General features: G+C 58.6%; 22 protein-coding genes, 1 tRNA gene and 1 pseudogene. 8 read left to right on the top strand and 16 right to left on the bottom strand.

Features of this window, described 5'->3' with window-relative positions; genetic code table 11:
• Nucleotides 1-508: 508 nt before the first annotated feature.
• From ACVWZG_RS09475 to ACVWZG_RS09440, 8 genes are all read right to left on the bottom strand, one after another.
• Nucleotides 509-1,285, bottom strand: a complete 777-nt coding sequence (locus ACVWZG_RS09475; RefSeq protein ID WP_457394821.1) for a gamma-glutamyl-gamma-aminobutyrate hydrolase family protein — start codon at nt 1,283-1,285, stop codon at nt 509-511.
• Between the two features lie 173 nt (nt 1,286-1,458).
• Nucleotides 1,459-2,523 (bottom strand): ABC transporter permease, encoded by a 1,065-nt coding sequence (locus ACVWZG_RS09470; protein WP_011431976.1) that lies wholly within the window; start codon nt 2,521-2,523, stop codon nt 1,459-1,461.
• 43 nt (nt 2,524-2,566) lie between these two features.
• Entirely contained in the window at nt 2,567-4,345 is a 1,779-nt protein-coding gene (locus ACVWZG_RS09465) for an ArnT family glycosyltransferase (protein WP_457406704.1), read from the bottom strand.
• Nucleotides 4,346-4,493: 148 nt separating this feature from the next.
• Nucleotides 4,494-4,748 (bottom strand): hypothetical protein, encoded by a 255-nt coding sequence (locus ACVWZG_RS09460; RefSeq protein ID WP_457415353.1) that lies wholly within the window; start codon nt 4,746-4,748, stop codon nt 4,494-4,496.
• Nucleotides 4,749-4,770: 22 nt separating this feature from the next.
• On the bottom strand, nt 4,771-5,298 hold the full coding sequence (locus ACVWZG_RS09455; protein WP_457406701.1) for a DUF2254 family protein: 528 nt from the start codon (nt 5,296-5,298) through the stop codon (nt 4,771-4,773).
• A gap of 27 nt (nt 5,299-5,325) precedes the next feature.
• Nucleotides 5,326-6,822: a signal recognition particle-docking protein FtsY gene (ftsY, locus tag ACVWZG_RS09450; RefSeq protein WP_457406698.1), complete on the bottom strand. Its 1,497-nt coding sequence runs from the start codon at nt 6,820-6,822 to the stop codon at nt 5,326-5,328.
• 103 nt (nt 6,823-6,925) lie between these two features.
• On the bottom strand, nt 6,926-7,753 hold the full coding sequence (locus ACVWZG_RS09445) for an LmeA family phospholipid-binding protein (protein ID WP_457406696.1): 828 nt from the start codon (nt 7,751-7,753) through the stop codon (nt 6,926-6,928).
• Nucleotides 7,754-7,821: 68 nt separating this feature from the next.
• The gene (locus ACVWZG_RS09440; RefSeq protein ID WP_457415351.1) at nt 7,822-8,289 is read right to left on the bottom strand and encodes a hypothetical protein; all 468 of its coding nucleotides are present in this window, start codon (nt 8,287-8,289) and stop codon (nt 7,822-7,824) included.
• Between the two features lie 327 nt (nt 8,290-8,616).
• On the opposite strand from ACVWZG_RS09440, the gene ACVWZG_RS09435 reads away from it, so the two are divergent.
• The 5 genes from ACVWZG_RS09435 (at nt 8,617) to ACVWZG_RS09415 (ending at nt 13,846) form a co-directional block, all read left to right on the top strand.
• Nucleotides 8,617-8,775 (top strand): hypothetical protein, encoded by a 159-nt coding sequence (locus tag ACVWZG_RS09435; protein WP_457406691.1) that lies wholly within the window; start codon nt 8,617-8,619, stop codon nt 8,773-8,775.
• A 403-nt stretch (nt 8,776-9,178) separates the two neighbouring features.
• On the top strand, nt 9,179-9,913 hold the full coding sequence (gene minC / locus ACVWZG_RS09430) for a septum site-determining protein MinC (protein ID WP_414424418.1): 735 nt from the start codon (nt 9,179-9,181) through the stop codon (nt 9,911-9,913).
• Nucleotides 9,910-10,716, top strand: a complete 807-nt coding sequence (minD, locus tag ACVWZG_RS09425) for a septum site-determining protein MinD (RefSeq protein ID WP_414424417.1) — start codon at nt 9,910-9,912, stop codon at nt 10,714-10,716. Before minC ends, minD begins: the two co-directional genes overlap by 4 nt.
• 89 nt (nt 10,717-10,805) lie before the next feature.
• Entirely contained in the window at nt 10,806-11,108 is a 303-nt protein-coding gene (gene minE / locus ACVWZG_RS09420) for a cell division topological specificity factor MinE (RefSeq protein ID WP_011431985.1), read from the top strand.
• 383 nt (nt 11,109-11,491) lie between these two features.
• Nucleotides 11,492-13,846 carry a cation:proton antiporter domain-containing protein gene (locus tag ACVWZG_RS09415; protein WP_457394841.1) on the top strand — a complete coding sequence of 785 codons (2,355 nt, stop codon included), beginning with the start codon at nt 11,492-11,494 and terminating at the stop codon, nt 13,844-13,846.
• Here ACVWZG_RS09415 and ACVWZG_RS09410 read toward each other — a convergent pair.
• The 5 genes from ACVWZG_RS09410 to ACVWZG_RS09390 form a co-directional block, all read right to left on the bottom strand.
• A complete protein-coding gene (locus ACVWZG_RS09410; RefSeq protein WP_414329655.1) occupies nt 13,824-14,192 on the bottom strand; it encodes a gamma-glutamylcyclotransferase family protein in 369 nt (122 codons plus the stop codon). The genes ACVWZG_RS09415 and ACVWZG_RS09410 overlap by 23 nt on opposite strands.
• A gap of 42 nt (nt 14,193-14,234) precedes the next feature.
• Nucleotides 14,235-14,846, bottom strand: a complete 612-nt coding sequence (gene plsY, locus ACVWZG_RS09405) for a glycerol-3-phosphate 1-O-acyltransferase PlsY (RefSeq protein WP_041436109.1) — start codon at nt 14,844-14,846, stop codon at nt 14,235-14,237.
• Nucleotides 14,847-15,068: 222 nt separating this feature from the next.
• On the bottom strand, nt 15,069-16,997 hold the full coding sequence (gene gyrB / locus ACVWZG_RS09400; RefSeq protein WP_457406688.1) for a DNA topoisomerase (ATP-hydrolyzing) subunit B: 1,929 nt from the start codon (nt 16,995-16,997) through the stop codon (nt 15,069-15,071).
• Between the two features lie 201 nt (nt 16,998-17,198).
• On the bottom strand, nt 17,199-17,738 hold the full coding sequence (gene rimM, locus ACVWZG_RS09395; RefSeq protein WP_457394847.1) for a ribosome maturation factor RimM: 540 nt from the start codon (nt 17,736-17,738) through the stop codon (nt 17,199-17,201).
• Nucleotides 17,739-17,750: 12 nt separating this feature from the next.
• The gene (locus tag ACVWZG_RS09390) at nt 17,751-18,716 is read right to left on the bottom strand and encodes an SPFH domain-containing protein (RefSeq protein WP_011431991.1); all 966 of its coding nucleotides are present in this window, start codon (nt 18,714-18,716) and stop codon (nt 17,751-17,753) included.
• Between the two features lie 206 nt (nt 18,717-18,922).
• Between ACVWZG_RS09390 and ACVWZG_RS09385 the strand changes: the two genes are divergently transcribed.
• From ACVWZG_RS09385 to leuC, 3 genes are all read left to right on the top strand, one after another.
• On the top strand, nt 18,923-19,945 hold the full coding sequence (locus ACVWZG_RS09385) for an NAD(P)/FAD-dependent oxidoreductase (protein WP_414349648.1): 1,023 nt from the start codon (nt 18,923-18,925) through the stop codon (nt 19,943-19,945).
• Between the two features lie 68 nt (nt 19,946-20,013).
• Nucleotides 20,014-21,114, top strand: coding sequence for a polysaccharide deacetylase family protein (locus tag ACVWZG_RS09380; RefSeq protein ID WP_457406685.1), 1,101 nt, complete (start codon nt 20,014-20,016; stop codon nt 21,112-21,114).
• A gap of 189 nt (nt 21,115-21,303) precedes the next feature.
• Nucleotides 21,304-22,707 (top strand): 3-isopropylmalate dehydratase large subunit, encoded by a 1,404-nt coding sequence (gene leuC, locus ACVWZG_RS09375; RefSeq protein WP_414522598.1) that lies wholly within the window; start codon nt 21,304-21,306, stop codon nt 22,705-22,707.
• 18 nt (nt 22,708-22,725) lie between these two features.
• On the opposite strand, the gene ACVWZG_RS09370 is transcribed toward leuC, so the two are convergent.
• The 3 genes and pseudogenes from ACVWZG_RS09370 to ACVWZG_RS09360 form a co-directional block, all read right to left on the bottom strand.
• Nucleotides 22,726-22,799, bottom strand: a tRNA-Met gene (locus ACVWZG_RS09370).
• Nucleotides 22,800-22,812: 13 nt separating this feature from the next.
• Nucleotides 22,813-22,974: pseudogene (locus tag ACVWZG_RS09365) on the bottom strand (XdhC family protein); the annotation flags it as partial.
• A 6-nt stretch (nt 22,975-22,980) separates the two neighbouring features.
• Nucleotides 22,981-23,523: RNA-guided endonuclease TnpB family protein (locus tag ACVWZG_RS09360; RefSeq protein WP_457415348.1), on the bottom strand; the 543-nt coding region annotated here is incomplete at its 5' end.

The raw sequence follows: 23,523 nt of genomic DNA, 5'->3' as shown, positions 1-23,523 counted from the left end.
CGCGAAAGTGCTCCGCACCGCTGGCGCGATCGACAGCAATAGAGTCAGCCACCTCATTCGCAGGAGTTCCGAACTGGCGAGCCCACTCGATTGAATGCGAACCGTAGGCTCTCAGAAGAATTGAACTGGCAAAAAAAGTTAAAGCACTTGCGAAAACTACCCTGCCCACCCTTTTTTTCATATCCTTCAAGTCCCCCCTTGTCGACTAGGGCAGCACCGCCTAGAGCCTAGCATGGGGCAGCTTTCTGCTGGCTACTGGGGTGTTGAGCTGCCGCAGAGGGATCCCGCCCTGGCAAAGCCTCAGCCTAACGAGCGTATTTGAGTACCAAGACATCTTTCATGCCCGCAAGGACTCCGTCCCGCTGACGCGAAAGGACTCCGTCCCGCTACCGCGATCGGCGCTTCTTGACAAGGGGGCACCGCCTAGAAGTTAGCACGGGATAACTGACGGGATAACTGTTGGATGATTCTCCAACGGCAGGACTGTCCTCTGGCTGGGAACCTTCCTTTAGGCGACTTGGGGTACGGGCTCAGGGTTGGGCAGCAGGCCAGCTAGGCGCGGGGAAAAACGCAGGGCTGCCTGCACAAAGGCTTGAAACAGGCGAAAGTGCTCGGCTTCTGCAAAGGTGAACTCCGGGTGCCACTGCACGGCAACAGCCCAGGGGTGGGTTTCGTGTTCAATGGCCTCGATCAGCTCATCTCGAGAACGGGCAGCCAAACGCCAACCTGAGGGCACATCGCGGATGGCCTGATGGTGCCAAGAGACCACAGAGATTTCTTCTGCGCCGACGATTTGGTGCAGCCGTGTGGAGCGGATCAGGCTGACATTGTGGCGAATGGGCTTGCGATCAGCGGGGTTGAAGTGATCCAGCTCGTCGTACACATCAGGCACATGGGGGATCAGCTTGCCGCCACTGACCACATTTAACAATTGCATCCCCCGGCAAATGCCTAAAACAGGGATCCCCTGGGCCAGCACGGCCTGAGCCAAGGCCACCTCAAATCGATCCCGCTCCGCGTTCACATAGCGCACCTGGGGATGTTGCGGATCTTCTCCGTAGGTGCTGGGGCAGAGGTCGCCGCCACCGGTCAACACCAGGCCATCCACCCAAGACAGCAAATCCTGAGGCTCACTTTCGCCTGGGGGAAAAAGAACGGGGATCCCTCCGGCAGCGCGAATGGCGTCCACATAGCGTCCCGGCGCTACGAAGTCTCCTTCGTCATTGCGGTTGCGAGTGGTAACGCCAATGAGCGGTCGATTCGAAAAAGGGGATGTCCGGTTCATCCTTCTACGATAACCCCATTTCCCGATGTTGATGGTGCTATGCCCACGGCACCCTGGCGGGAACCGCGCCGCTGTCCTGAACAGAAAAATCTAAAGTTTTCCCCCACGATAGGAGTTGAATCTCGCTGTTGCGCAACGCTAACGCAAAGGGATCCCAGAAATCGCCGAAGCCATTAACCTTTCCCAAGGAAGTAGCGGCGGCTGATCCCTTGGGCCAGCAAGACGAACAACACCAGGGATCCCTGAATCACACCGGCCAAAGAAGACTCCAATTGCAAAGAGAGAGGCAGTTGCAAGCTGCCGATGTTAAGACTGCTGAAGAAAAAGGCAATCGGCAAAATCAGCAGGGGGTTAAAGCCTGCCAGCATCACCACCAACAAGGCCAGAAAGCCCAAATTGCTGGAGATATTGGGGATGAGGCGATGGAACAGAGCCAACACCTGCAAGGCGCCCGCCAGCCCTGCTAAGCCCCCACAGCAGGCAAATGCCATGAGCAACCTGCGGGTAGCCGGGATCCCCAACCGGAAAGCAGCTACAGGGTTTTTCCCCACCGCCCGCAACTGCAGGCCGAAGCGAGTGTTGCCCACCACCAGCACCGTTAGGGCCAAAGCCAACAGGGCCAGCAGCAACGCCACCGGACTGGCCTCTGACCGCCCCCAGGTGGGCAACCACAGACGGGGATCCAACACTTCCGTCCCGCTCATGGAAGCCACCCCCGGCCTTTTCCAAGGGCCGAAGATCAGGTAGAGCACCCAACCTTGGGCAACAAAATTCAGCCCCAGCCCAGCGAAGATCTCGTTGACCCGCCCCCACACATTCAGGATCCCAGCCAACAGGCCCCAGCCCGCCCCGCCCAGGATCCCGGCCAAAAGCGCCAAGGTAATGGCCAGTGGCGGCGGCAACCATCCCGCTTCCAGACGCACCAGAAACGTGGCCGCAATTGCCCCGACCACCATTTGCCCTTCGATGCCCAAGTTGTAGAGACCGGCAACAAACGTAAACACCAGCCCACAGCAGCAGAGGACAAGGGGAGCCAGCGTTGCCAAAACCCGGCCAAACTGAGCTTCAGTGCCGAAGGCCCCCTGCCACATGCTGGCCGCCACCTGGAGAGGTGAAGCCCCTGCCAGCAGGATCACCCCCGCCACAAATAGCAGCGCTGCCAGCCAAGCCAATCCCTGGATTACCCAGGTACGCTCTAGAGACACCCACGACCGGCCCGATTCCGCTATTCCCGCCATGCTTTAACACTTCCTAGGATTCTTAAACTTAAGATTTTTAAACTCAAAGAGGCTCCCCGCTGCCCTGCTCCAAGAGGGGATCCAAACGGCGCACCAGTTGCCAGCCCTCCACCGCCGCTAGAGGTTGTAACCCCAAATCCCGGATCTCCACCTGTTCTGCCTGCACCGGAGAAACCCAAAGGTAGTCTCCATATTCCCCTCGTTGCAGAGCCTGATCATCCACCCATCTCCCCGGATGGGGGGTATAAAAAGCGATGGCCTGGGCCTGACAGACATCCGGCAAGCCGCTGCGGCCAATATCCACCACCGTCTCCCCAGCCTCTGTCGAGGACTCCGTCCGAATAGCGCGAACGGACGGGGGCAGCATTTGGTTCCAATCCATTTGGGCAAAAGCAGGGCTGAAATTGCCAAAATCAGGCCGCAAGACGATGGTGATCATGGCGAGGATCCCGGCCAACAAGAGGGTTCCCACCCACAGACTGCCGGCACAGCGCAACACCCGCCGCCAACTCCAGATCCCTGGCAGCAAGAGGTACAAAACACCCATCACCACCAGCGGCCAAGCATGAGGCTGTAGGAGCTCCAGACCGTCTACGCCCAGCCGGACGGCCACCCCCAAACCCAACAGCAACAGCCCCACCGCTGCCAGTCCCCAAGAGAGCACCTGGGCCAGACGGGGCTTTAAGTGCAAGGACTCCGTCCCGCTAACGCGATCCGCACCGCTGACGCGACCCCGCATAGCCAACGCTTGATCCAAGGCTACCCCGGCCAAGAGAGCCAGCCAAGGGTAAAGCTGCACGGTGTAGTAGGGGGTTTTGGTGGGATAAAGCTGCAACAACAACAGCAGCAGCAGGGGGAAAGACCAGATCAGCAGCGTGGATCCCGGCTGCTGGCGCACCAGGAGAAAGCCACCCACCAAAGCCAAAACCGTCCACGGGAAGCCATGAACGGGAATGTGCCAAAGGTAGTACCAGCCGGTGGCATCCGCATGGAAGGGCTCTTGCCCCAGATCCCACACCTTCCCCACCAGGGTGGTCAGCACCTGTGGGCCATACACCTGCATGGCTGGACCTAGCCAGAGGCCAAAAATCCCCAAGCCCAGCCCAAGCGCCAGCCAAAATGGGGCGGATCCCATCCAGCGGCGCCGTTGCTGCACGAGATAGGGGATCAAAGCCGCCCCCGGCAGCAGGATCATGGCACTTTTCATCAGCAGGCCCAGCCCGAAGGCCACTCCGGTTAGCCAAAACCAAACCCTGTGGCCGCGGATACCGTTGACCAGCCCCAGGATCCCCAGCAGCTCCAGAAAGGTCAAGGGCACATCCTGCCCCACCAGCCGCCCCTGCTGCACCCAGAGGTAGCACAGGGGCAAAACCGCCATCCCCAAAAAGGCCGCCCGCATCGGCAAAAAAAACCACCCAATCCAACCCACCAGGGGAATGGAGAGCAAAGCAGCGAGGATCCCTGGCAGCCGCGCTGCCCACTCGTTTACCCCGTACAGGGCAAAACTGAGGGCCACGCTCCAGGTGAGCAGAGGGGGTTTCTCGAAAAAAGGCTCCCCCAAAAAAGTGGGCCCCAGCCAATGCCCTCCCCGCAGCAGCTCGCGGGCCATTTGGGCATAAAAGCTCTCGTCGCAGCCAGCCAAACTGGGATCCGCCCCCGAGAGCACAAACAGGGGCACCGCCAGGCCCATGACTAGTAGGCTTAGGCCCCAAAAGGGCACTAGGTGCGGGTCGCGGCGAAACTGAACGAAGGAGCTGGATCCCGGCAGGGATCTGCGGCTAGGAGAACTGCCCAGACGGTTGGGGTTGCCGAAAGGACGCATGGGACTCCGTCCCGCTAACGCGATGGGACAAGTCAGCAAGGGGCGGCTCTAACCAGACTAGACAAGGACTCCGTCCCGCTTACGCGATCGGCAGAATTTTTTAGGGAAGCTCCAGAGATCCAGAGGAGCTCTAAGGACTCCGTCCCGCTTACGCGATCAGCTTATCTGCCGGCAAGGTTAAGCCCTGAAACCAGCTAAAAAACTGCAAGGACTCCGTCCCGCTGACGCGATAGGCTGCCAAGCGGACTTGGGTTTTGCGGATCCCACGCAGGGTGGTTTCCTGTTGCTCGCTTAAGGACTCCGTCCCGCTGACGCGAACGGGGTCTTGATCCAGGCGTAACAAGGCTTGCACAATGGCTTCCGTTGTTTCAGAGCCCAGAGCACAGCTCGACTGGGCCAACATTCCCAGATCAAAGCCAAAGGTTTCAGAAAGGACTCCGTGCCGGCTGCAAAAAGTGAAACACGAAGCGAAAGTAGGGGATCAGCATCAAAAACGAAGCTGTGCCCAGCAGCAGATTCAGCCCGACGAGCAGCCCCAGACGTTGTTGCTCCACACCGCCGACGCGAACGTAAAGGCTCAGGGCTGCCGAACTCCACAAACTGACCACATTGGCCAAAATCAGGAAAAAGAAGAGGTAGAAATTGACTTTCTCGCGCAAAAACAGCTCCGTGACCTTTGGCGTGAAGCGATCCGCGCTCAACTGCACCACAATGGCCACCACCGAGAGGGTAAAGCCCAGCACCCCCGACAACACCTGAGCCAAGGTGGTTACAAATTCCTGCAAAGCTTCTGTATCCTGCGTGGATCCCGCCCAGACCAGGTTCAACCCGCTCTGGATCCAGCGATGCCCGCTCCAGGCCCAAAGCAAACCTGCCCCCACCAGCGCGGCACTCCAGGTTAGAAAGCGGGGGCGACGCCCAACAAAGCCTGGATCTGTGTGTCTCTCCTTCACGGTGGCCCTTCTCAGAGAGGGGGTGCCTCAATACTCGCTTAGAAGAGCTTCCACAAACTCGTAGCTGGAAAAAGGCCGCAGATCTTCTAGCCCCTCTCCGGCGCCGATAAAGCGGATGGGTAGGTTCATCTGCTGCGTAATGGCCAGGGCAATCCCCCCCTTGGCGGTGCTATCCAGCTTGGTCAGGATCACGCCGCTCAACTTGGCAGCCTCGGCAAATACCTCGGCTTGGCGCAACCCGTTTTGCCCTTGGGTGGCATCCAGCACCAGAAGGCTTTCTACCTTGGCTTCGGGAGCTTTTTTATCGACGATGCGGCGGATCTTGGCCAGCTCGTCCATCAGGTTTTTCTTGTTTTGCAGACGGCCTGCCGTGTCCACCAACAGCAGCTCTGTGCCCCTGGCCTTGGCGGCTGTGATGGCGTCAAAGACCACTGCTGCCGGATCGGCATTGGGAGAGGGATTGGCGATCACCTCTACCCCTGCTCGCTCTGCCCAAACCTTGAGCTGCTCCACAGCAGCAGCCCGGAAAGTATCAGCAGCAGCAATCAGACAGCGGTATCCAGACTTGCGGGCGACATGGGCAATTTTGCCAATGGTGGTGGTTTTGCCCGCCCCATTCACCCCGACAATCAGCCAAATGTTGAGCGTGTCCCGTTGTGGGGCAAAGGTGGGATCCCCCACCGTCAACATCTGCCGCATCTGCTGCTTGAGGTATTTGACGGCCTCCTCTGGGGGCACCACCTCCTCTCGCATGCGCTCTTGTAGGGCTTGGATGATCTGCTCGGTGGCGTCGATCCCCACATCGGCCTGCAGCAACAGGGCCTCAATTTCTTCCACAGCCTTCTGATCCAGAGGGCCGCGGCCTACCAGGGCTTTCAACTGGTTGATCAGGTTAAGGCGGGTTTTGCCCAAGCCTCGCCGCAGCTTTTGCAGCCAGGAGATCTCCTCAACGGAAATCTCTTCCGGTTTGCGCCCTTGGGCCGCCAGGATCTCGGCTGACCAGCGGAAGCCCTCATCGAAGACCAGCTCTTCCGGCCCAGTCTCTGGAGAAGGAGCAACCGCTGCAGTCGCCGCCTCGGGTTTGGGCTCGTCCACAGCGCTGGCTTGCAGGGCTTGGAGACGCTCAGCAGCGCGGGGAGCCAGATCGAAAAACGAGGGAGCTGCCGCCGGCTGCACAGGGGGCGATTCTGGAGATGCTGGTTCTTGTGTTGGAGTGGAGGACTGGACGGGTTCGCGGGGTTCTGCTTGCGCAAGCGGGACGGATTCCTCAGTCGAGGCCGGTGGCTGTGGCTGGACGGATTCTGCAGGGATCCCTTCCGCTGGCGCAGGTGGGACAGAGTCCTGGGTTGCCGGTGGGGCTTGGGCAGCAGCACGGGCCTTCAGGTTGGCATAGGCGGCTTTGGCAAAAGCCAAATAGTCTTCAGGGGAGATCTCCGCCGGTTCCGGGGCTGGTGGCGAAGACTCCGCTTCACCAGGAGAGTCGGTAGAGTCGGTATAGCGGCGGCGAAACCAATCGAAGGCCATAATCCCATCTCCAGCCTGGCTGCTCTTTATCCAGTTTGACAGAGCAGCTCTCCTGCTAGAGCGCAGCCCTGGGGAGCTCATCCCTGCTCAATGGGGATCCCCGTTAGCGGGACGAGGTCCTTTCCAACCCTTCCACCCGCACAAACCCAATCACCTGCAACTGGTCAGGCTCTATCTCTAGGCTGAGCACCCGCATCAGGATCCCAATCTCTTCCAGCTCTTGCAGGTCAAGCACCTCATTGAGCCCGCCCAAAAACGCTGCTGAGATCTCATCGGGAACCCGCACAGAACCGATCACAAACTCCGGATTCTCCAGCTTTAGGCTGCGCCCTTCTTCCACGCGGATCCCGGTGTTAAACACCACCTCCACCGCTCGCGTTAGCGGGACGGAGTCCTTTTGCTCAGTACCGCCGTCTTTCTCCACCAAGAGGGCAGAGAGCTGAATGCGGCTGGGATCCGAAAACTCGACTCGAGGCTGACGCAGATCAAAACGGCGAGCTTCCCTTCCAGCTCCCCCAAAGGGCAGATCGGCGCGGATATCCTGAAACTGGCGGAGCACCTCTGGCTTGTTGAGGGCAGCATTCAAGTCCTCTTCCCGCACCAACACCCGTACCGCCGCTTGCAGAGGTCGCGCCAGGCGCAAGGGAGCCCCCTGGAAAAAAGAGGGGTCAATTGCCACCGGATCGGTTTCCAGCTCCAGAAGCTCGATGCGGGGAAAGGGCGCTCGATAGAGCCCGCGACCGGCGATCAGCAGGCGATCCGCTTGGCCATTCAGCAGCCGGTAATTGGGCTGGCTTTGGATGCGCACCTCCAAAACCTCTGCCCGATCCAACTGATCCAGCAAAAGCTGCCGCGCCGTCTGATCCGCCAGATAGCCCGCTCCTCCTCCCAAGCTCGCCAACAGCCCCAAGAGAATCGCCAGGATCTCCATGCTCACTGCCCTGCTGTGCCCTAACCTAGGTTAGCAAGGGGATCCCTGGCCCCCCTTGGGGATCTGGGCTAGCGCATCACCTTGAGGGAGCTGGCCTCAATGGGGCGATTGCCCATAAAGGTTTTGGCAATTTTCAGGCCATCGGCCATTATCGGGCGATTGAGCGTGGGATCATGGATGAATTTGGCCCCAGAGGCAACCGTTGGGCGTCCCTCCCCCCAAGTGTCCACGACTTTGAGAGTTGCAGCAGCAACTGGACGTCCGTCGGCATAGTAATCCACCACTTTCAGGGTTGAAGCCCCAACCGGACGGTGGTCAATCTCAATTTCGCTGAACTTGACAGGGCTGGGAAACACGGGCGGGCCGGATTTCTCCCCCAGCAGTGCCGGCATCTGAGCAGCCGCAGAGGCCCCATCAGCAGGCAGGGGAGCCAGGTTTAGAGCGTTACCCGTTTGCGTTAGCGGGAGGGCGTCCTTTCCCATAGAAGAAGCCTCTTGCTCTGGAAGCGTGCCGGAATGACCATTTGGAACGGCCATAAGAAACTCCTGAGTTGGTAGAGATAATGAACAAAACAGGACGGGAAAGGGCAGGAAGCTAGATCCCAGTGGAGCGCTGCAGAAGAAGGATATCTTTGGCAAGGCTAAAGGTTGGCCTCCCCAAGTTCAAATGAGTGAGACTGAATCTCGAATCTAAAAATATTCTAAACCAAAGTTTGGCATGGGATCCGCCGGCTGTGACCCAACGGTTCCTGAGACGATGCCGGCCAGTCGCGTTAGCGTTGCGTAGCTATGACGTCCTCTTCGCTCCAGCCACTCCCTGGCAAAATCCAAAGCGGACGGTACACTAGTGAGTTAGCAAAGTCTATGGCAGGGATCCCCTATTCCTATTGGCGCTCCTATTGGCGCTGGGCAAGGTGGCCGGCACCGGCTCTGTGGGCGTTGCTGCTTTGGTTTGCTCCTGCAGCTCGAGCTTCTACCCTGGACGCGCCCCCATTTGACCTGAATATCGATCTGGCGGCCTAAGCTCACCTCTTGGGCATCGTTCAACTGGCTCACCTGCAGCCACTGAAGGCCATGAATCAGCAAACGGCCCAGATCTTGGGCATGGGCAGGGGATCCCATCCCAGATGCCGCAAGAATGCTGAGTAGGGCAATGGCGACCGGTCTCACCGCGCGAGAACTCCACCCCTTGGAGAGGAGAGGATCCTGTCCTGCTGGCGCGAGCAGCCTGAGGGTGTGGCGAGGTTTCAACATCAGGAATTGGCTCCATCAAGTACCCTCAAGTTAGCGATCCCGAAGCAAGATTGTCCTGCCACCCAAGCGAAACCGCTTTGCTATCAAGGGCAACCGCCGAGAGAGTTTCCCCTGGCTTGGGGGAATGGAATAGGATAGGGCTCTATATTCAGGCAGACGTTTAAGGGCGGTCATGACGGGATCCCCTACATGGAACCCTGAAATCTCCCCATCTCCAGACTCCTGGGCCACGGGCAGCGTTTACTTTCGGTCGGATGCCCAGGGGATCCATCTGCACTTGCCCAGCACCTTGCCTTGGGAGGAGCTTTGGGAAAACCTGGTTTGGCAGTTGCGCAGCCGCAAACCCTACTGGGCCGGAGTCGCTCCCCTCACCCTCTGGAGCCAGCAGCGAGAGCTGGACATGCCCACCCTACAACTTCTTGCTGCCCTATTGTCTCAGCATGGACTGCAACTGTGGCGCGTCCAAACCCGATCCCGCTCGACAGCCATCGCAGCAGCAACGTTGGGCTATTCTGTGGAGCAATCTTCCCTTTTGGAGGCAGTTCCCCTTGCTCCCCCAGACACCACACCTCTGTACCTACGTTCGACGGTGCGCTCTGGCATGTCCGTGCGTCACAGGGGCTCGGTATTCCTGTTGGGGGATCTCAACCCCGGCGGCGAGATCATTGCTGGAGGAGATATTTGGGTTTGGGGACGCTTGCGGGGCCTGGTTCACGCGGGGGCCGACGGCGACAAGGGAGCTGTAATTTTGGCTTTGCAGTTGGAGCCCACTCAGTTGCGCATTGCCGATCAAGTGGCCCGTCCGCCAGAAGGTGGATCCCTGCCCAACACCCCTGAAGTGGTTTACCTGCAGGAGGATGTCATCTGCGTCGCCAGCCTTCAGGATTTTCTGCGGAGAGGAGTATGAGCCGAGTCATTGTCATAACCTCTGGTAAAGGTGGAGTCGGCAAAACCACCGTGACGGCCAACCTGGGCACTGCCTTGGCGCGCTTGGGTCGCTCGGTGGTGGTGGTGGATGCAGACTTTGGCCTGCGCAACCTGGATTTGCTGCTGGGGCTGGAGAATCGGGTGGTGTACACGGCCCTAGAGGTGATCGCCGGGGAGTGCCGCCTCGAGCAGGCTTTGGTGAAAGACAAGCGCACCCCCCATCTCTCGCTGTTGCCGGCAGCCCAAACCCGCAACAAAACGGCGGTGCATCCGGATCAGATGCGCCAGTTGATCGAGAAGCTGGCCAGCAGCCATGACTATGTGCTGATCGATTGTCCGGCAGGGATCGAACAAGGGTTTCGCAATGCCATCGCCGGGGCCAACGAGGCCATCATCATCACCACCCCAGAAGTGGCAGCGGTGCGGGATGCAGATCGCGTGGTGGGCTTGTTGGAAGCTGCACAGATTTCATCGACTCAGCTGATTGTCAACCGCCTGCGCCCGGACATGGTGGCAGCCGGCCAGATGATGTCGGTGGAAGATGTGGTGGAGGTGCTGGCCATCCCGTTGGTGGGTATTATTCCAGAAGACCGCGAGGTGATCGTCTCCACCAACAAAGGGGAGCCCCTGGTTCTCTCCGCCAATCCAACTCTGGCTGCTCAGGCCATCCAGCGCATTGCCCGACGGCTGGAAGGGGAAACAGTGGACTTCCCCAAGATGGCCAGTTTGGGCGAGTCCTTTTGGGAGCGGGCCAAACGGTTTTTAAACCAAAAGGTGCTCTGACAACTGTTTTGTCGTTTTTCCCCACTTTATCCAGGTTGCAATGGCAATTTTGACCTGTTTACAACTGAGTAACAAAGCCAACAAAACCTATGCTCCTCGATTTTTTGGATCAGCTTTTTTCTCGGCACTCCGGCAACAGCCGCCAGCAAGCCAAGCAACGGTTGAAGCTGATCTTGGCCCATGACCGCGCTGATCTCACCCCAGCGGCACTGGAATCAATGCGCCTGGAGATTTTGGGGGTGGTGTCCCGCTATGTGGAGCTGGATTCAGAAGGGATGCAGTTTCACTTGGCCACGGAAGGGGGAACGACTGCTCTTATTGCCAATCTGCCTATCCGTCGCGTTAAGCCCTTAGAGACCGGTCTCAGCCGCTCAGAAGGCGAGAAAGCCTAGAAGGGGAGATTTCTGGCAGCATGTTAATTGGCCTTCATTCCAACAGGGCTCCCAATGCCAGAGTGGTCGTCAAGCTCGCTCTGTGATAGGTTGAGGTAAGTCGTGTGTACTGTAGAAAGAGTGGAGCTGGGTGTAGCTTTTGCAACTTTATGGAGCCAGCACACAGAGGTTAACTAAATGTTAACTCTGCATGTTCGAGCTCATGAACTGCTGACGTGATGGGTAGAGCCACCTTGACGATTGGAGACTTTCCAGCAGTCTGTATTGGCGTTAGCGTTGCGGAGTAATAACGACGTTAACGATGGAAACAATGAGAGGGTTGGCGTTCAGTAGCTGGAAAGGTAAGGGCTCCGTCCCGCTATTGCGTTCGGTTAAGCCTCAATATGCAAGATTCATTTGAGCTGACGATCCTGTTTACGCTAGCCCTGGTGGCTGGGATCGCTGCTCAGGTGCTGGCCAATTTTGTCAAAGTGCCCAGCATTGTATTCCTGCTGCTGTTTGGCCTGTTGCTGGGGCCAGATGGTTTGGGCTGGGTTCATCCCCAAGTCATGGGATCCGGGCTGGAAGCGCTGGTGTCGTTGGCGGTGGCTCTGATCTTGTTTGAGGGGGGACTGAACCTGCGGCTGCAACGTCTCAATCAGGTATCCGATAGCCTGCGCAATTTGGTTTTGTTGGGATCCCTGCTGACCTTGGTGGGGGGAGCGGCAGCAGCTCACTATCTGGGGGAGTTTCCCTGGCGGCTGGCTTTTTTGTTTGGATCCCTGGTGGTGGTGACGGGGCCGACGGTGATCAACCCTATCCTGAAGCGGGTACGGGTCGATCCGGCAGTCAGCACCCTCCTGGAAGGAGAAGGGGTGCTCATCGATCCCATCGGGGCCATTTTGGCGGTGGTGGTGCTGCAGGTGGTGCTCTCTGGCCATCCCAGTTTTCTCATGGCCCTGGAACAGTTGTCCAGCCGTCTGGCCATCGGGTCGGCGGTGGGAGCGCTGGGGGGCTGGCTGATGGGATCCTTCCTGCTTTGGTCGCGGCAGTTTTTAACCGAGGAGCTGCGCAACTCGGTGGTGCTGGCGGGGGCCCTGGGGGTGTTTGCCTTGGCCCAGTCGCTGCGATCGGAGGCGGGGCTGATGGCGGTGGTGATGGCGGGCCTGGTGGTGCGGCAGAAGGCGGCCATTGCCGAGCGGGGTGTGCGGCAGTTTCACGGCCAGTTGGTGGTGTTGGCCATCTCTGTGATCTTTATCCTGCTGACTGCCACGCTCTCCCTCAAGGCGGTGTTTGCCCTGGGCTGGGGATCCCTGGCCACAGTGCTGTGTTTGATGCTGGTCATCCGTCCCTTGAGTGTGTGGCTGTGTACCTGGCGCAGCGACCTGAATTGGCGGCAGAAGCTGTTTGTGGCTTGGCTGGCTCCTCGGGGCATTGTGGCGGCTTCGGTGGCCTCCTTGTTTGCCATTTTGCTGACAGAACGCGGCATTACCGGGGGAGATGCCCTCAAGGCGCTGGTGTTTTTGACGATCTCGGTGACGGTGACGGTACAGGGGTTGACGGCAGCCTGGGTGGCCCGCTGGCTGGGTCTGGATCAGGGCAGTTCCACCATAATCATCGGCGATCATCCCCTCACCAACCAATTGGCCCAGTTGATGCGCTCGCTCAACCAGACGGTCGAGGTGATCCCGTTGGTTTCTGGGTCTTCCAAAAATGGGCACGGCAGCTACAAAGCTCCCCACCCAACAGACGGTAAGGACTCCATCCCGCCATCCCGTAAGTCCTCCACATCCCTGTCAGGAACGCCGAAGCGTCGTCCAGCAGATGGCTTGCCCCCACAACTTCATTCCTCTGACGGCAACGGCACCCACAAGTCTGCCCCAAGCCAGGAAGTCGGCAAGCCAGAAGCCATCCCCGGATCCCTGCAGGAGGCCGTGCTGAACGAGTCTGCTCTGTTGAAGGCCGATATCGACCATGCGGAAACTCTGTTGATCCTGACTCTGGATCCGCAGGTGAACTGGGCCATTGCCGAGTTGATGGTGAAACTCTCGGTTTCGGCCACCATCTGGACGGTGTTGCTGCCGGATATGCCTATCTCAGAAGGGATCCGCACCTTGCAGCCTTCCTTCCCCCAACTGCAGCGCTGGGCCGGCTATCTGGAGGCCAATCGGGCCGAGCTGCGCTCGATCACCCTACCCACGTTGGCGGACTTGGGCCTGCCTCTCCCTTTATCGCTACGTGACGCTTCTGCGAATGCGGCCTCAACCCTGCCGGAGGCAGTGCGGAGCAATAAAGCTGATGTCTTGACGGCTCAAGAGTCGTTCCCGACAGCGGTGCGGAGCGCTTTTTCAGCACCAGCGCTGCCCAATCCCTTCCTGGCCCAGATGGGACTGGAGGATCCCACCCTTGAACGGCTGCGGGATCAGTTTGCCTATCGAATCAAAGCCGATCTATGCCTGCCCTTGTTGTTGGTGCGCCCGCAGCGGCTGAGGAGCGGCTCATCTCGACCGGGTCGGCTCTTCTACCTGCCTGAGCCAGACATTTGGCGACGCGGGGATCGCATCTACTACCTGGAGCGCGTTTCCAGCCCTGTGGATGCCGGTGTTCTCTCCGCCAAAGAGCCTGATTCCCAAGAATGGGATCCGTCCGCAGCCGTTCACACTCGCGTTCGCGACAGTGGTGCGGAGCACAACAGTGGGATAGAGTCTTTGTTGCCGCCCCAGTATGTTGAGGGCGTCAAGCTCCACTTTGATCTCTAGCCAGCCAGCGGCCACTGGGGATGAGGGAACACCCCTGCACCTGCTCAGGCCGACCCAGATAAACCCAGGCAAAGGTGCCGCTATCCAACTGCACCCACTGCCGTTCGTACACCCGCGGGTGGTCTTCCAGCTCGTCCAATCGGGGCAATAGACTCAAGGGGATGCGGTAGCACTCGCCGTAGAGCCGGTTTCGGCCACGAACTGCCATCGGGTAGGGGCCGAGACTGTAAAGATCAATGTGGTTGAGGCTGTCTGTCCCCAAAAATTCTGCCCCCTGCAGCAAGCTGTGGTATTGGCCGCCCCGCAGCAGGGATCCGTAGACAAAAACCACTGTGGTCGGTTGCATAGCGTTGCGGAGTAATACAGCTGCTTCACAGTGCCTTGAAAATTAGGGAGATTGCGTCCATTTTTGGCCAATGCGCGGCTCCGACCCGGCCAGTAGGCGCTCGATGTTGCGCCGATGAGCACCGATCACATACACCCCGCCCGCCAACGCAAACAACAAATAGGGCAAAGGTTGAGCTGTTGCCCACATCACCACCGGAGCCGCCACTGCCGCCAGCAGGGAGCTGAAGGAAACGATGCGGGTGAGGGCGAGCCCCAGCAGCCAGACGCCGAAAGTTGTCAGGGCTACTGGCCAAGCCATAGCCAACAAGATCCCCAGGCTGGTGGCCACCGATTTGCCCCCCCTGAAGCCCAGCCAGCAGGAACGGCTATGGCCGATCACTGCGAACAATGCCGCCAAAACCACCCACCACGCGGATCCCAAGGCCGATCCCAGAGCCACTGCTGCTGCCCCCTTGGCAGCATCCACCAGCAACACCAGCAGGGCGGGCCCCTTGCCCAACGTCCGCAACACATTGGTTGCTCCGGTAGAGCCGGATCCCTGTTGGCGAATATCGATGCCTCCCCACCAACGACCTACCCAATAGCCGGTTGGAATGGATCCCAGGAGATAGCCCCCCAGCACCGCAAGAAGAGCCGTAAGCAATGCAGGCATAGCAGGATCTGGAACGCTCTTCCCTCACTTTGCCACAGGGTCTGAGCTGCAGCCGGGATCTTGCCCCGTCCAGGAGCTTTTGGCTGCTCGCGGCCTCGTCTGCAACACCGTCACGGTTTCCCTTAGCACCGTCGCGTCAACGTTGTGGAGCAACATAGGGCGCTGCAGACATAGCAACAACCCCGGCAGAGGCGGGACGGAGTTCTTTCTCTAAATATCGCTCTAGATATCGAGGGCTGTCAGATCCAAATGGGCACTGTGGGCCTCAATAAACTCCCGTCGGGGGCCAACAGCATCTCCCATCAAGATGGTGAAAATGCGATCCGCCTCCACCGCATCTTCGATGGTGATTTGTTTGAGGGTGCGCGTTGCCGGGTTCATGGTGGTCTCCCAAAGTTGTTCGGGCATCATTTCCCCCAGACCCTTGAACCGTTGGATGGTGTACTTGGCGTTGGCAGGCAGCCCCCGCAGGATTTGGTCTTTCTCGGCGTCGCTGTAGCAGTAGCGAACATTGTTGCGGCCCCACTCGATTTTGTAGAGCGGCGGACAGGCGATATAGACATAGCCCTGTTCCAGAAGCGCCTTTTGATAGCGGTAGAAAAAGGTCAGCAACAGGGTGCGAATGTGGCTGCCGTCCACGTCAGCATCGGTCATGAGGATGATGCGGTGGTAGCGCAGTTGGCTGGGATCAAATTCATCCCCTTTCACCCCCAAACCCAGCGCTGTGATCATGGCCTGAATTTCGGCGTTTTTGTAGATCTTGGCGGGATCCGCCTTTTCAATGTTGAGGATCTTGCCGCGCAGGGGCAACACCGCCTGAAACTGCCGATCCCGACCTTGTTTGGCGCTGCCCCCTGCAGAGTCGCCTTCCACCAAATACACCTCAGACTCCGCCGGGTCGCGGCAACTGCAATCGGCCAACTTCCCCGGCAGCGTGGAAGATTCCAGGGCAGATTTGCGCCGCACCAATTCTCTGGCCCGCCGGGCTGCCTCGGCAGCATTGAAGGACTGGATGGCCTTATCGACGATCCCCCTGGCCACGTTGGGGTTGAATTCCAAGTACTCCGTGAGCGCCTCGGAGACGAGGGTTTGCACAATGCCCCGCACCTCGGTGTTGCCCAACTTGGTTTTGGTTTGCCCCTCAAACTCGGGGTTAGGCACCTTGACCGAGACGATGGCCGTCAACCCCTCGCGCACATTTTCTCCAGCCAGGTTGCTGTCGGAGTCTTTCAGCTTGTTGAGCTTGCGGGCTTGGCTGTTGATGGTGAGGGTGAGAGAGGTTTTCAGGCCCTCTAGGTGGGTGCCTCCTTCGTTGGTGCGGATGTTGTTGGCAAAGCCAATCAAAGTGTCGGTGTACACATCCGAGCACCACTGCAGGGCCACTTCCACCTCCACCCCATCCCGCTCCCCTTGGATGTAGATGATGTCAGAGTGGATGGGCGTTTTTTCGTGGTTGATGAAGGCCACATATTCCTTGATGCCGCCTGCATATTGATAGGTTTCGCAGTGAGGCGGATCCCGCCGCAGATCGCTGAAGGTGATTTTCAAGCCGGCATTGAGGTAGGCCAACTCGCGAAAGCGGGCCGCCAATACGGCATAGTCAAACTCTCGCTCGGGAAAGATCAGCCCATCCGGCTTGAAGCGCACCTCTGTACCCCGCCGGTTGGATCCCTTGGGTTGGGGTTCAGATTTCAGGGATCCCACCACCGCCCCGCGCTCGAAACGTTGAAAGTAAACCTTGCCCTCTCGCCAAACCGTCACCTCCACCCATTCGGAGAGGGCATTCACCACCGACACGCCCACCCCATGCAGCCCACCGGAGACTTTGTAGCCGCCACCGCCAAACTTGCCCCCCGCGTGCAGCACCGTCAGCACCGTAACCAGAGCCGACTGCCCGGTTTTGGGGTGGATGTCCACCGGAATGCCGCGGCCATTGTCCAAAACGGATACCGAGCCGTCGGGATGCAGGCTGATCTGAATATCGTCGCAATAGCCGGCCAGGGCCTCATCCACAGAGTTGTCCACCACCTCGTACACCAAATGGTGCAACCCCTTCGGCCCGGTGGAGCCAATATACATGCCAGGCCGCTTGCGCACAGCCTCCAAGCCTTCCAAAACTTGGATCTGCTCTGCACCGTAGTTTTCCGTCATTCCCAACTCCAATTCCGAAGAAGGCTCCCGGCCAAGATCAACAGAAACCCAGAAAAATTGACCTTAAAGGCCAGGAATCAGCTTATCATCAAAAAACTGTCCCCATGATAGCACAAAAGGCTAGAACGGCCACACAGGCGCTTCTGAGGGCCAAGTTCAGGATGGGATGCAGGTACGGAAGTCAGGCCGTCTTGCCGAACTCTAACCCAGAAAGCTCTCCACCAGCCCCGGCGGCGGCTGCACGTGAAGCGCGCCTTTTTCCAAGTCCACGACAGGCACCAGGGCTTTCACAAAGGGGATCAACACCTGCCGATGGTCAGAGGTCGTTATCTCCAGCACATCCTGGCCGGCTGCCAAAATCCCCGAAACCTGTCCCAGCAGCTCCCCTTGGTGATAGACGGCCAAGCCGATGAGATCGCGGTAGTGGTACTCTTCCGGCTGCAGGGGCAAGCGGTGGGAAGCCGGCACCAGCAGCCTAGCTCCTACCCAAGTCTCAGCCGCCGTTCGATCGGGGATCCCTTCCAGTCGCACCAAATAAAGACCCTTAGCCGGGAAAAACTGCCCCTCGATCAAGGGGTGCAGCAGGGGCTCGGGATCCGTATCCCGCTGCAACCAGCGTGGTCCAGGCTCTGTGAAGCGCTCTGGAAAATCCGACCAGCACCTAACCCGCAGCCAGCCCCGCAAGCCGTGGGCCGCCACCACCTGTCCCACCAGCAGCCAATCGGGATCCCGGGCCATCATGGTCGGTCAAACTCAGTCGAGCCGCGGAAAGTCCACTTCGGTTGGGAAAGAAGCCGGGGTACGCAGCTTCTGAGAGGCCGCCGCGCGAGATCCTTCCCCACCCTTGGCCACGTCCACCATGGAGAGCAGCCCTTGCAGGGTGCCAGGGATCGAATTGGGATCCATGAAGATTACCTTGGCGCTGGGACTGCTGCCTACCTTGAAGCCCATGTCGATATAGTTTTGCGCCATCAGGTATTGCAACGCATTGGCTGCCTCTGGATTCTCTTGCAAAGTGGCGGCGATGGTCTTGATGGCTTCAGCCGTGCCCTCAGCCAACAGCAGCCGCTCCCGTTTCTCCGCTTCTGCCCGCAATAGCTGCGCCTTGGCGGCCCCAGCCGCTTGGTTGATGCTGGCCTGCTGCTCCCCTTCTGATTTCAGAATGGCGGCCCGCTTCTCCCGCTCGGCAGCCATCTGCTTTTCCATCGAGTCTTGCACAGTCTTAGAGGGTTGAATGTCCCTGACTTCCACGCGGGTGATCTTGATCCCCCAGGGATCTGTGGCCTCGTCCAGCTCTGTCAAAAGGCGGGCGTTGATCTCGGCGCGGGAGGAAAAGGTTTGATCCAAATCCATGCGGCCAATTTCTGCCCGCAGAGCCGTCAGCACCAGGTTAACCAAAGCCCGCTGCACGTCCTCCACCGCATAGCGGGCCTTGATCATGTCGGTGATGCGCCAATAGACCACCGCATCGGCCATCAGAGAGACGTTGTCGCTGGTGATGCACTGCTGAGGAGGCACGTCCAACACCTTCTCGCGGATGGTTTCCTGGAACACAATCCTATCGATAGGGGGAAGAATAAAGTGCAATCCTGGGGTCAGCTTGCGATGAAACCTGCCCAAACGCTCCACCAATGCCTCATACCCCTGGCTGATGATTTTGACCGAGTTGAACAGGTAGCCGACAAAGATCAGGGCAATGGCCGCTAAGATACCTGGCATAGGGCTTTTCTCCTAAGGGGGAGTTCAGTCCCCATTCTAGACGGTTGCTGGGACTGCTCCCTTAGCTCGATCACATCTCAACAGAAACGCGATGGACCAAGTATGATCTGCAGCTCTGCGGAACGTCTGGAGCTTCTTAAGATTTTTCGGGCCGCAACCGACAACTTGAGGCCACCCATCAGAAGTCTAGTGAGGGGATCCCGTCTATGAAACTGAGCAGCAGGAATCTAGAGGTTGGTTTGGGCAAAATCTATGACGTGATTGTGGCCGGAGGGGGAGCAGGGGGGTTGTCGGCGGCAATCTATCTGGCTCGTTATGGATTGAGTTGCCTGGTGGTGGAGAAGGGCAGAGGCCGCTCTTTTTGGATGCAGGATTTGCGCAATTATCTGGGCTTGCCCCCGACCACTCCAGGGCGAGAGCTGTTGCGACAGGGAACAGAGCACGCCCTCAGTTTAGGGGTAGATTACCTGCGCGGCTTCGTGGAAGATGCCACCGATGAGGGAGACCTCTTTGCGGTCAAAGTCAAGGTGGGAAAAGTTAACAGCCTCTACCCCATTTTTCGGAGCAAATATCTGATTGCAGCAACCGGCATTATGGACGAGCTGCCTCAGTTGTCGGATATGCAGAATGTTTACGACTACGCCGGCTATTCACTGCATGTCTGTATGATCTGCGACGGCTATGAAATGCGAGATCAAAAGGCAGTGTTGATCGTCAATTCGGAAGATCGGATCAATACAGCTTTTGTCCTCAACTGGTTTACACCCTATATCTCGGTGTTGACCCACGGCCTCTGCTCGGTCGGCCCCGACATGCGCAAAAAACTGGCGGATCATGGCTACCCCCTCTACGAATCTCCTATTCGCCGCTTTCTTGGAGAAAACCATCAATTGCAGGGTGTGGAGTTGGAAGATGGCACTTACATCGAAGCAACTACCGGCTTGGTGGCGATGGGCGCCAGATACCACAATGCCTATTTGAAAGGGATCCCCGGCTTGAAATGGCAAGGGGAAAACCTGCTAACCGACGAGTGGTGTCGCACTGCTCATCCGCGGCTGTTTGCACTGGGCGATTTGAAGCAGGGCCTGAACCAGGTGGCGATTGCGGTTGCTGATGGTACCTTAGCTGCCACAGCCATTTGGCGGGACATCCGACGGGCCTCGCCTGCACGTAAATGGGAAGAGCGGCTGCTCTCGCCACCCAGAAGCCCAGCAGGGCCTTCCGGTTAAATTGATGGGCTCTATCGAGCTTGGGTGGCTTCTGTCCTATGATTGGTTGCGAAGGATTAAGCCATTCCATGCACTCTCTGAAAGCGTTGAAAGCGTTGATATTTTGCCTAGCCTTCCTACTGGTTGGACTGATCTACTACTGCACGGTAGAGGCCCAGCCTCTTTTTGAGCTGAACCTGACGGCCACCTCGGAATACAACCTCATTCTCCCCATTGAAAGCATTCGGGTGGTGCGCGGCGCCAATCCCCAAGATTTGCTCATTTATTTATCAGCTCCTTCTGCAGCCTGGATCCATCAAGAAGAGGTGAACGGGCATTATGTGATCGACATCCCCTACGGAGTCATTACCCGTACAACAACCGTCGAGGTCGCTTCGGATCTGCCCTATCGGCTGAGCTGGGGCAACCAAAATGAGCAGACGGGGCGTTTACTGATTACCCCTGCTCCCGCTCATGTGCAGGTGTTTCTGCAGCATGGCTGGATCCCGGATCCCGACTTTCTCGATCCGGCGGAAAACAGCCAACCTTTGCAACTGCCCTTGGAAGAAATGCTGGGGCCTTTACTGGAGGTGCCACCTCGTTCTGCCTTTCTGACCATTGATGATGGCCCCTGGCCTCAGTCTACCCCCCGACTTTTACAGGTTTTGGATGATCTTCAGATCCCGGCCACTTTCTTTGTTATCGGCACCCACGTTTCCCGATTTCCTGAATTGGCTCAATTGATCCAGGCCCATCACCACACCCTAGCCAATCATACTTTTACCCACGATTATCAACGTCTCTACGGAAGCAATGAGCTGTTTTATGCTGAGGTGGATCAGACAACCCAACTGCTCAAAGCGTTGAACTTGGATCCCCAACTGGTTGTTCGCCCACCGGGAGGTTTTCGCCTAGATTCTGCTTTGCGTCGCTCTCTGGAGCAGGCAGGATATCGAGTTCTTTACTGGAACATGAGCCCGGAAGATGCTTACGCGGGCCAAAGCGCAGCCCAACTTTTGGAGCGTGTTCGAGCTCAGTTGCCGGCGATCCAGGCTTCCGATCAGCCCCTGGTTTTGCTGCTCCACGATCGCTGGCCCCACACCGCAGAGGCCCTGCCGGATATCGTCGCCGCCATTGAAGGGGCGGGCTATCGCTTTTTGCCCTGGCCGGCCATCAGGGATCCCGTTTGAAGGGCTGGCAACAGGTTTTCTGGCTTGAGGACTCCGACCCGCCTTTGCCGGCTGGGGATGTTCAAAGAAGGGCTGCATCTCGCTCAGCTCAGCAGCGTTGCCCAGAGATAACGGAGGCCTGTGCCTTGACAAGCTTTTCCCCAAGTAGCACATTGAAAGTTTACAGGACTTGGCTGCGGGCCGAGGAAGATGAGCGAGAGGACATTATTCGATAAGGTGTGGGATGCCCATACGGTGCGGATTTTGCCCTCTGGGCAGACGCAGTTGTTCATCGGCCTGCACCTAATTCACGAGGTGACCAGTCCGCAGGCTTTTGCCATGCTGCGGGAGCGTCATCTGCCGGTTCTGTTTCCCGAGCGGACGGTGGCCACCGTGGATCACATCATTCCCACCGACAACCGGGCACGGCCTTTTGCGGATCCCTTGGCAGAGGAGATGATCCAGGAATTGGAGCGCAATTGCCGGCAATACGGTATCCGCTTCTACAACAGCGGCTCCGGTCGGCAGGGGATCGTGCATGTGATTGCCCCGGAGCAAGGGTTAACTCTGCCGGGGATGACCATCGCTTGTGGGGACAGCCACACCTCTACCCACGGGGCCTTTGGGGCCATTGCTTTTGGGATCGGCACCAGCCAGGTGCGAGACGTATTGGCCACCCAAACTTTGGCTTTGTCCAAGCTCAAGGTGCGCCGCATTGAGATCCACGGCAAGTTGGGGCCGGGAGTTTACGCTAAGGATGTAATTCTGCACATCATCCGCAAGCTGGGGGTCAAAGGCGGGGTGGGCTACGCCTACGAGTATGGGGGCAGCGCCATTGAAGCCATGAGCATGGAAGAGCGCATGACCCTCTGCAACATGTCCATCGAGGGAGGAGCCCGCTGTGGCTACGTCAACCCCGATGCGGTGACCTTTGAGTATTTGCGGGGGCGAGAGTTTGCCCCACAGGGATCGGATTGGGAAGAGGCGGTAGCCTGGTGGAGAAGCCTGGCCAGCGATGGCGATGCCCGCTACGACGATGTGGTGGTCTTCCAGGCCGCAGATATTGCGCCGACGGTTACTTGGGGGATCACCCCCGGCCAAGGGATTGGGGTGGATGAGCGGATCCCTGCCCCAGAAGATCTGCCGGAAAGCGAGCGGGAACTGGCCAAAGAGGCCTATGCCTACATGGACTTGCAGCCGGGGGATCCCATTGTAGGGACACCGGTGGATGTCTGCTTCATCGGCAGTTGCACCAATGGCCGCTTGAGCGACCTGCGGGAGGCAGCCAAGATTGCCAAGGGGCGGCGGGTGGCCCCAGGGGTGAAGGCGTTTGTGGTGCCCGGCTCAGAACGGGTAAAGCAGGAGGCAGAACAGGAGGGCCTGCGGGAGATCTTCGAGGCGGCGGGGTTTGAGTGGCGGGATCCCGGTTGCTCCATGTGTTTGGCGATGAACCCGGATCGGCTGGTGGGGCGCCAGATCAGCGCCTCTTCTTCCAACCGCAACTTCAAGGGCCGCCAGGGATCCCCCAGCGGGCGCACCCTGCTCATGAGCCCGGCCATGGTGGCAGCGGCGGCAGTCAGTGGCAAGGTGGTGGATGTGCGGACACTGCTTTAACCAACCGTCTCTCAGGCATAGCGGGGACTGGATTTGAACCAGTGACCTTCGGGTTATGAGCCCGACGAGCTACCAGGCTGCTCTACCCCGCGGCGCTTTTCTAGCCTAGCTTGTCCTCCGGCTAACCGGCAAGCCTACACCTTGAGTTTCGCCGGGCATTCTCTTCGGGGATCCCCGTCGCACCTGGATGAGCTGGGCGGTGATGCTGATGGCAATCTCGGCGGGGGTTTCGGCGTGGATCTCCAGACCGATGGGGGCAAAGAGCCGAGTAAACTACCCGGCCCTGACTGCTTCGCAGTACAGGGCGGGCTTAAGGCCTCCGGCCCGCTGGCGCGAACGGTAGCCCTGCAGTTGGCAAGCCAACCACGGGCCTCTAGGCTGGTTTACGACAGCCCCAAGCTTGGCAATCATGTTGGCCCCATTCCAGTCCGCATCCCCTTCCCATCCACAGTGCCCACACTTGAACTGCTTCCCACTGCGATAGGATTGCGCAGGGTCGGGATGGATGTGCAAACACTTGTGACAGGTCTGCGACGTGTAGGCAGGCGGAACAAGAATCAGAGCAACCCCCGCACGCAGAGCCTTGTACTCCAAAAATTGACGGAGTTGATAAAACGCCCAACTGTTGGCCCTGCGCCGTTCGGCTTTGCTGCGTGGCTGTTGATTGACCCTTTCCCGAATCCCTGTCAAGTCTTCCAGAGCAAGAGCGCTATTTGTCGCCTTTGCCCTAGAGACAATAGCTTTGGAGATGCGATGATTGACCCACGTTTTTGCTACGCAACGCTGACGCGACTGAAAGCGTCTCTCCTTGCCAGA

This window comes from Thermostichus sp. OS-CIW-33, from assembly GCF_054059615.1.
The sequence above is the reverse complement of the archived record's forward strand: the minus strand, read 5'-3'. Positions and strand labels throughout refer to the sequence as shown.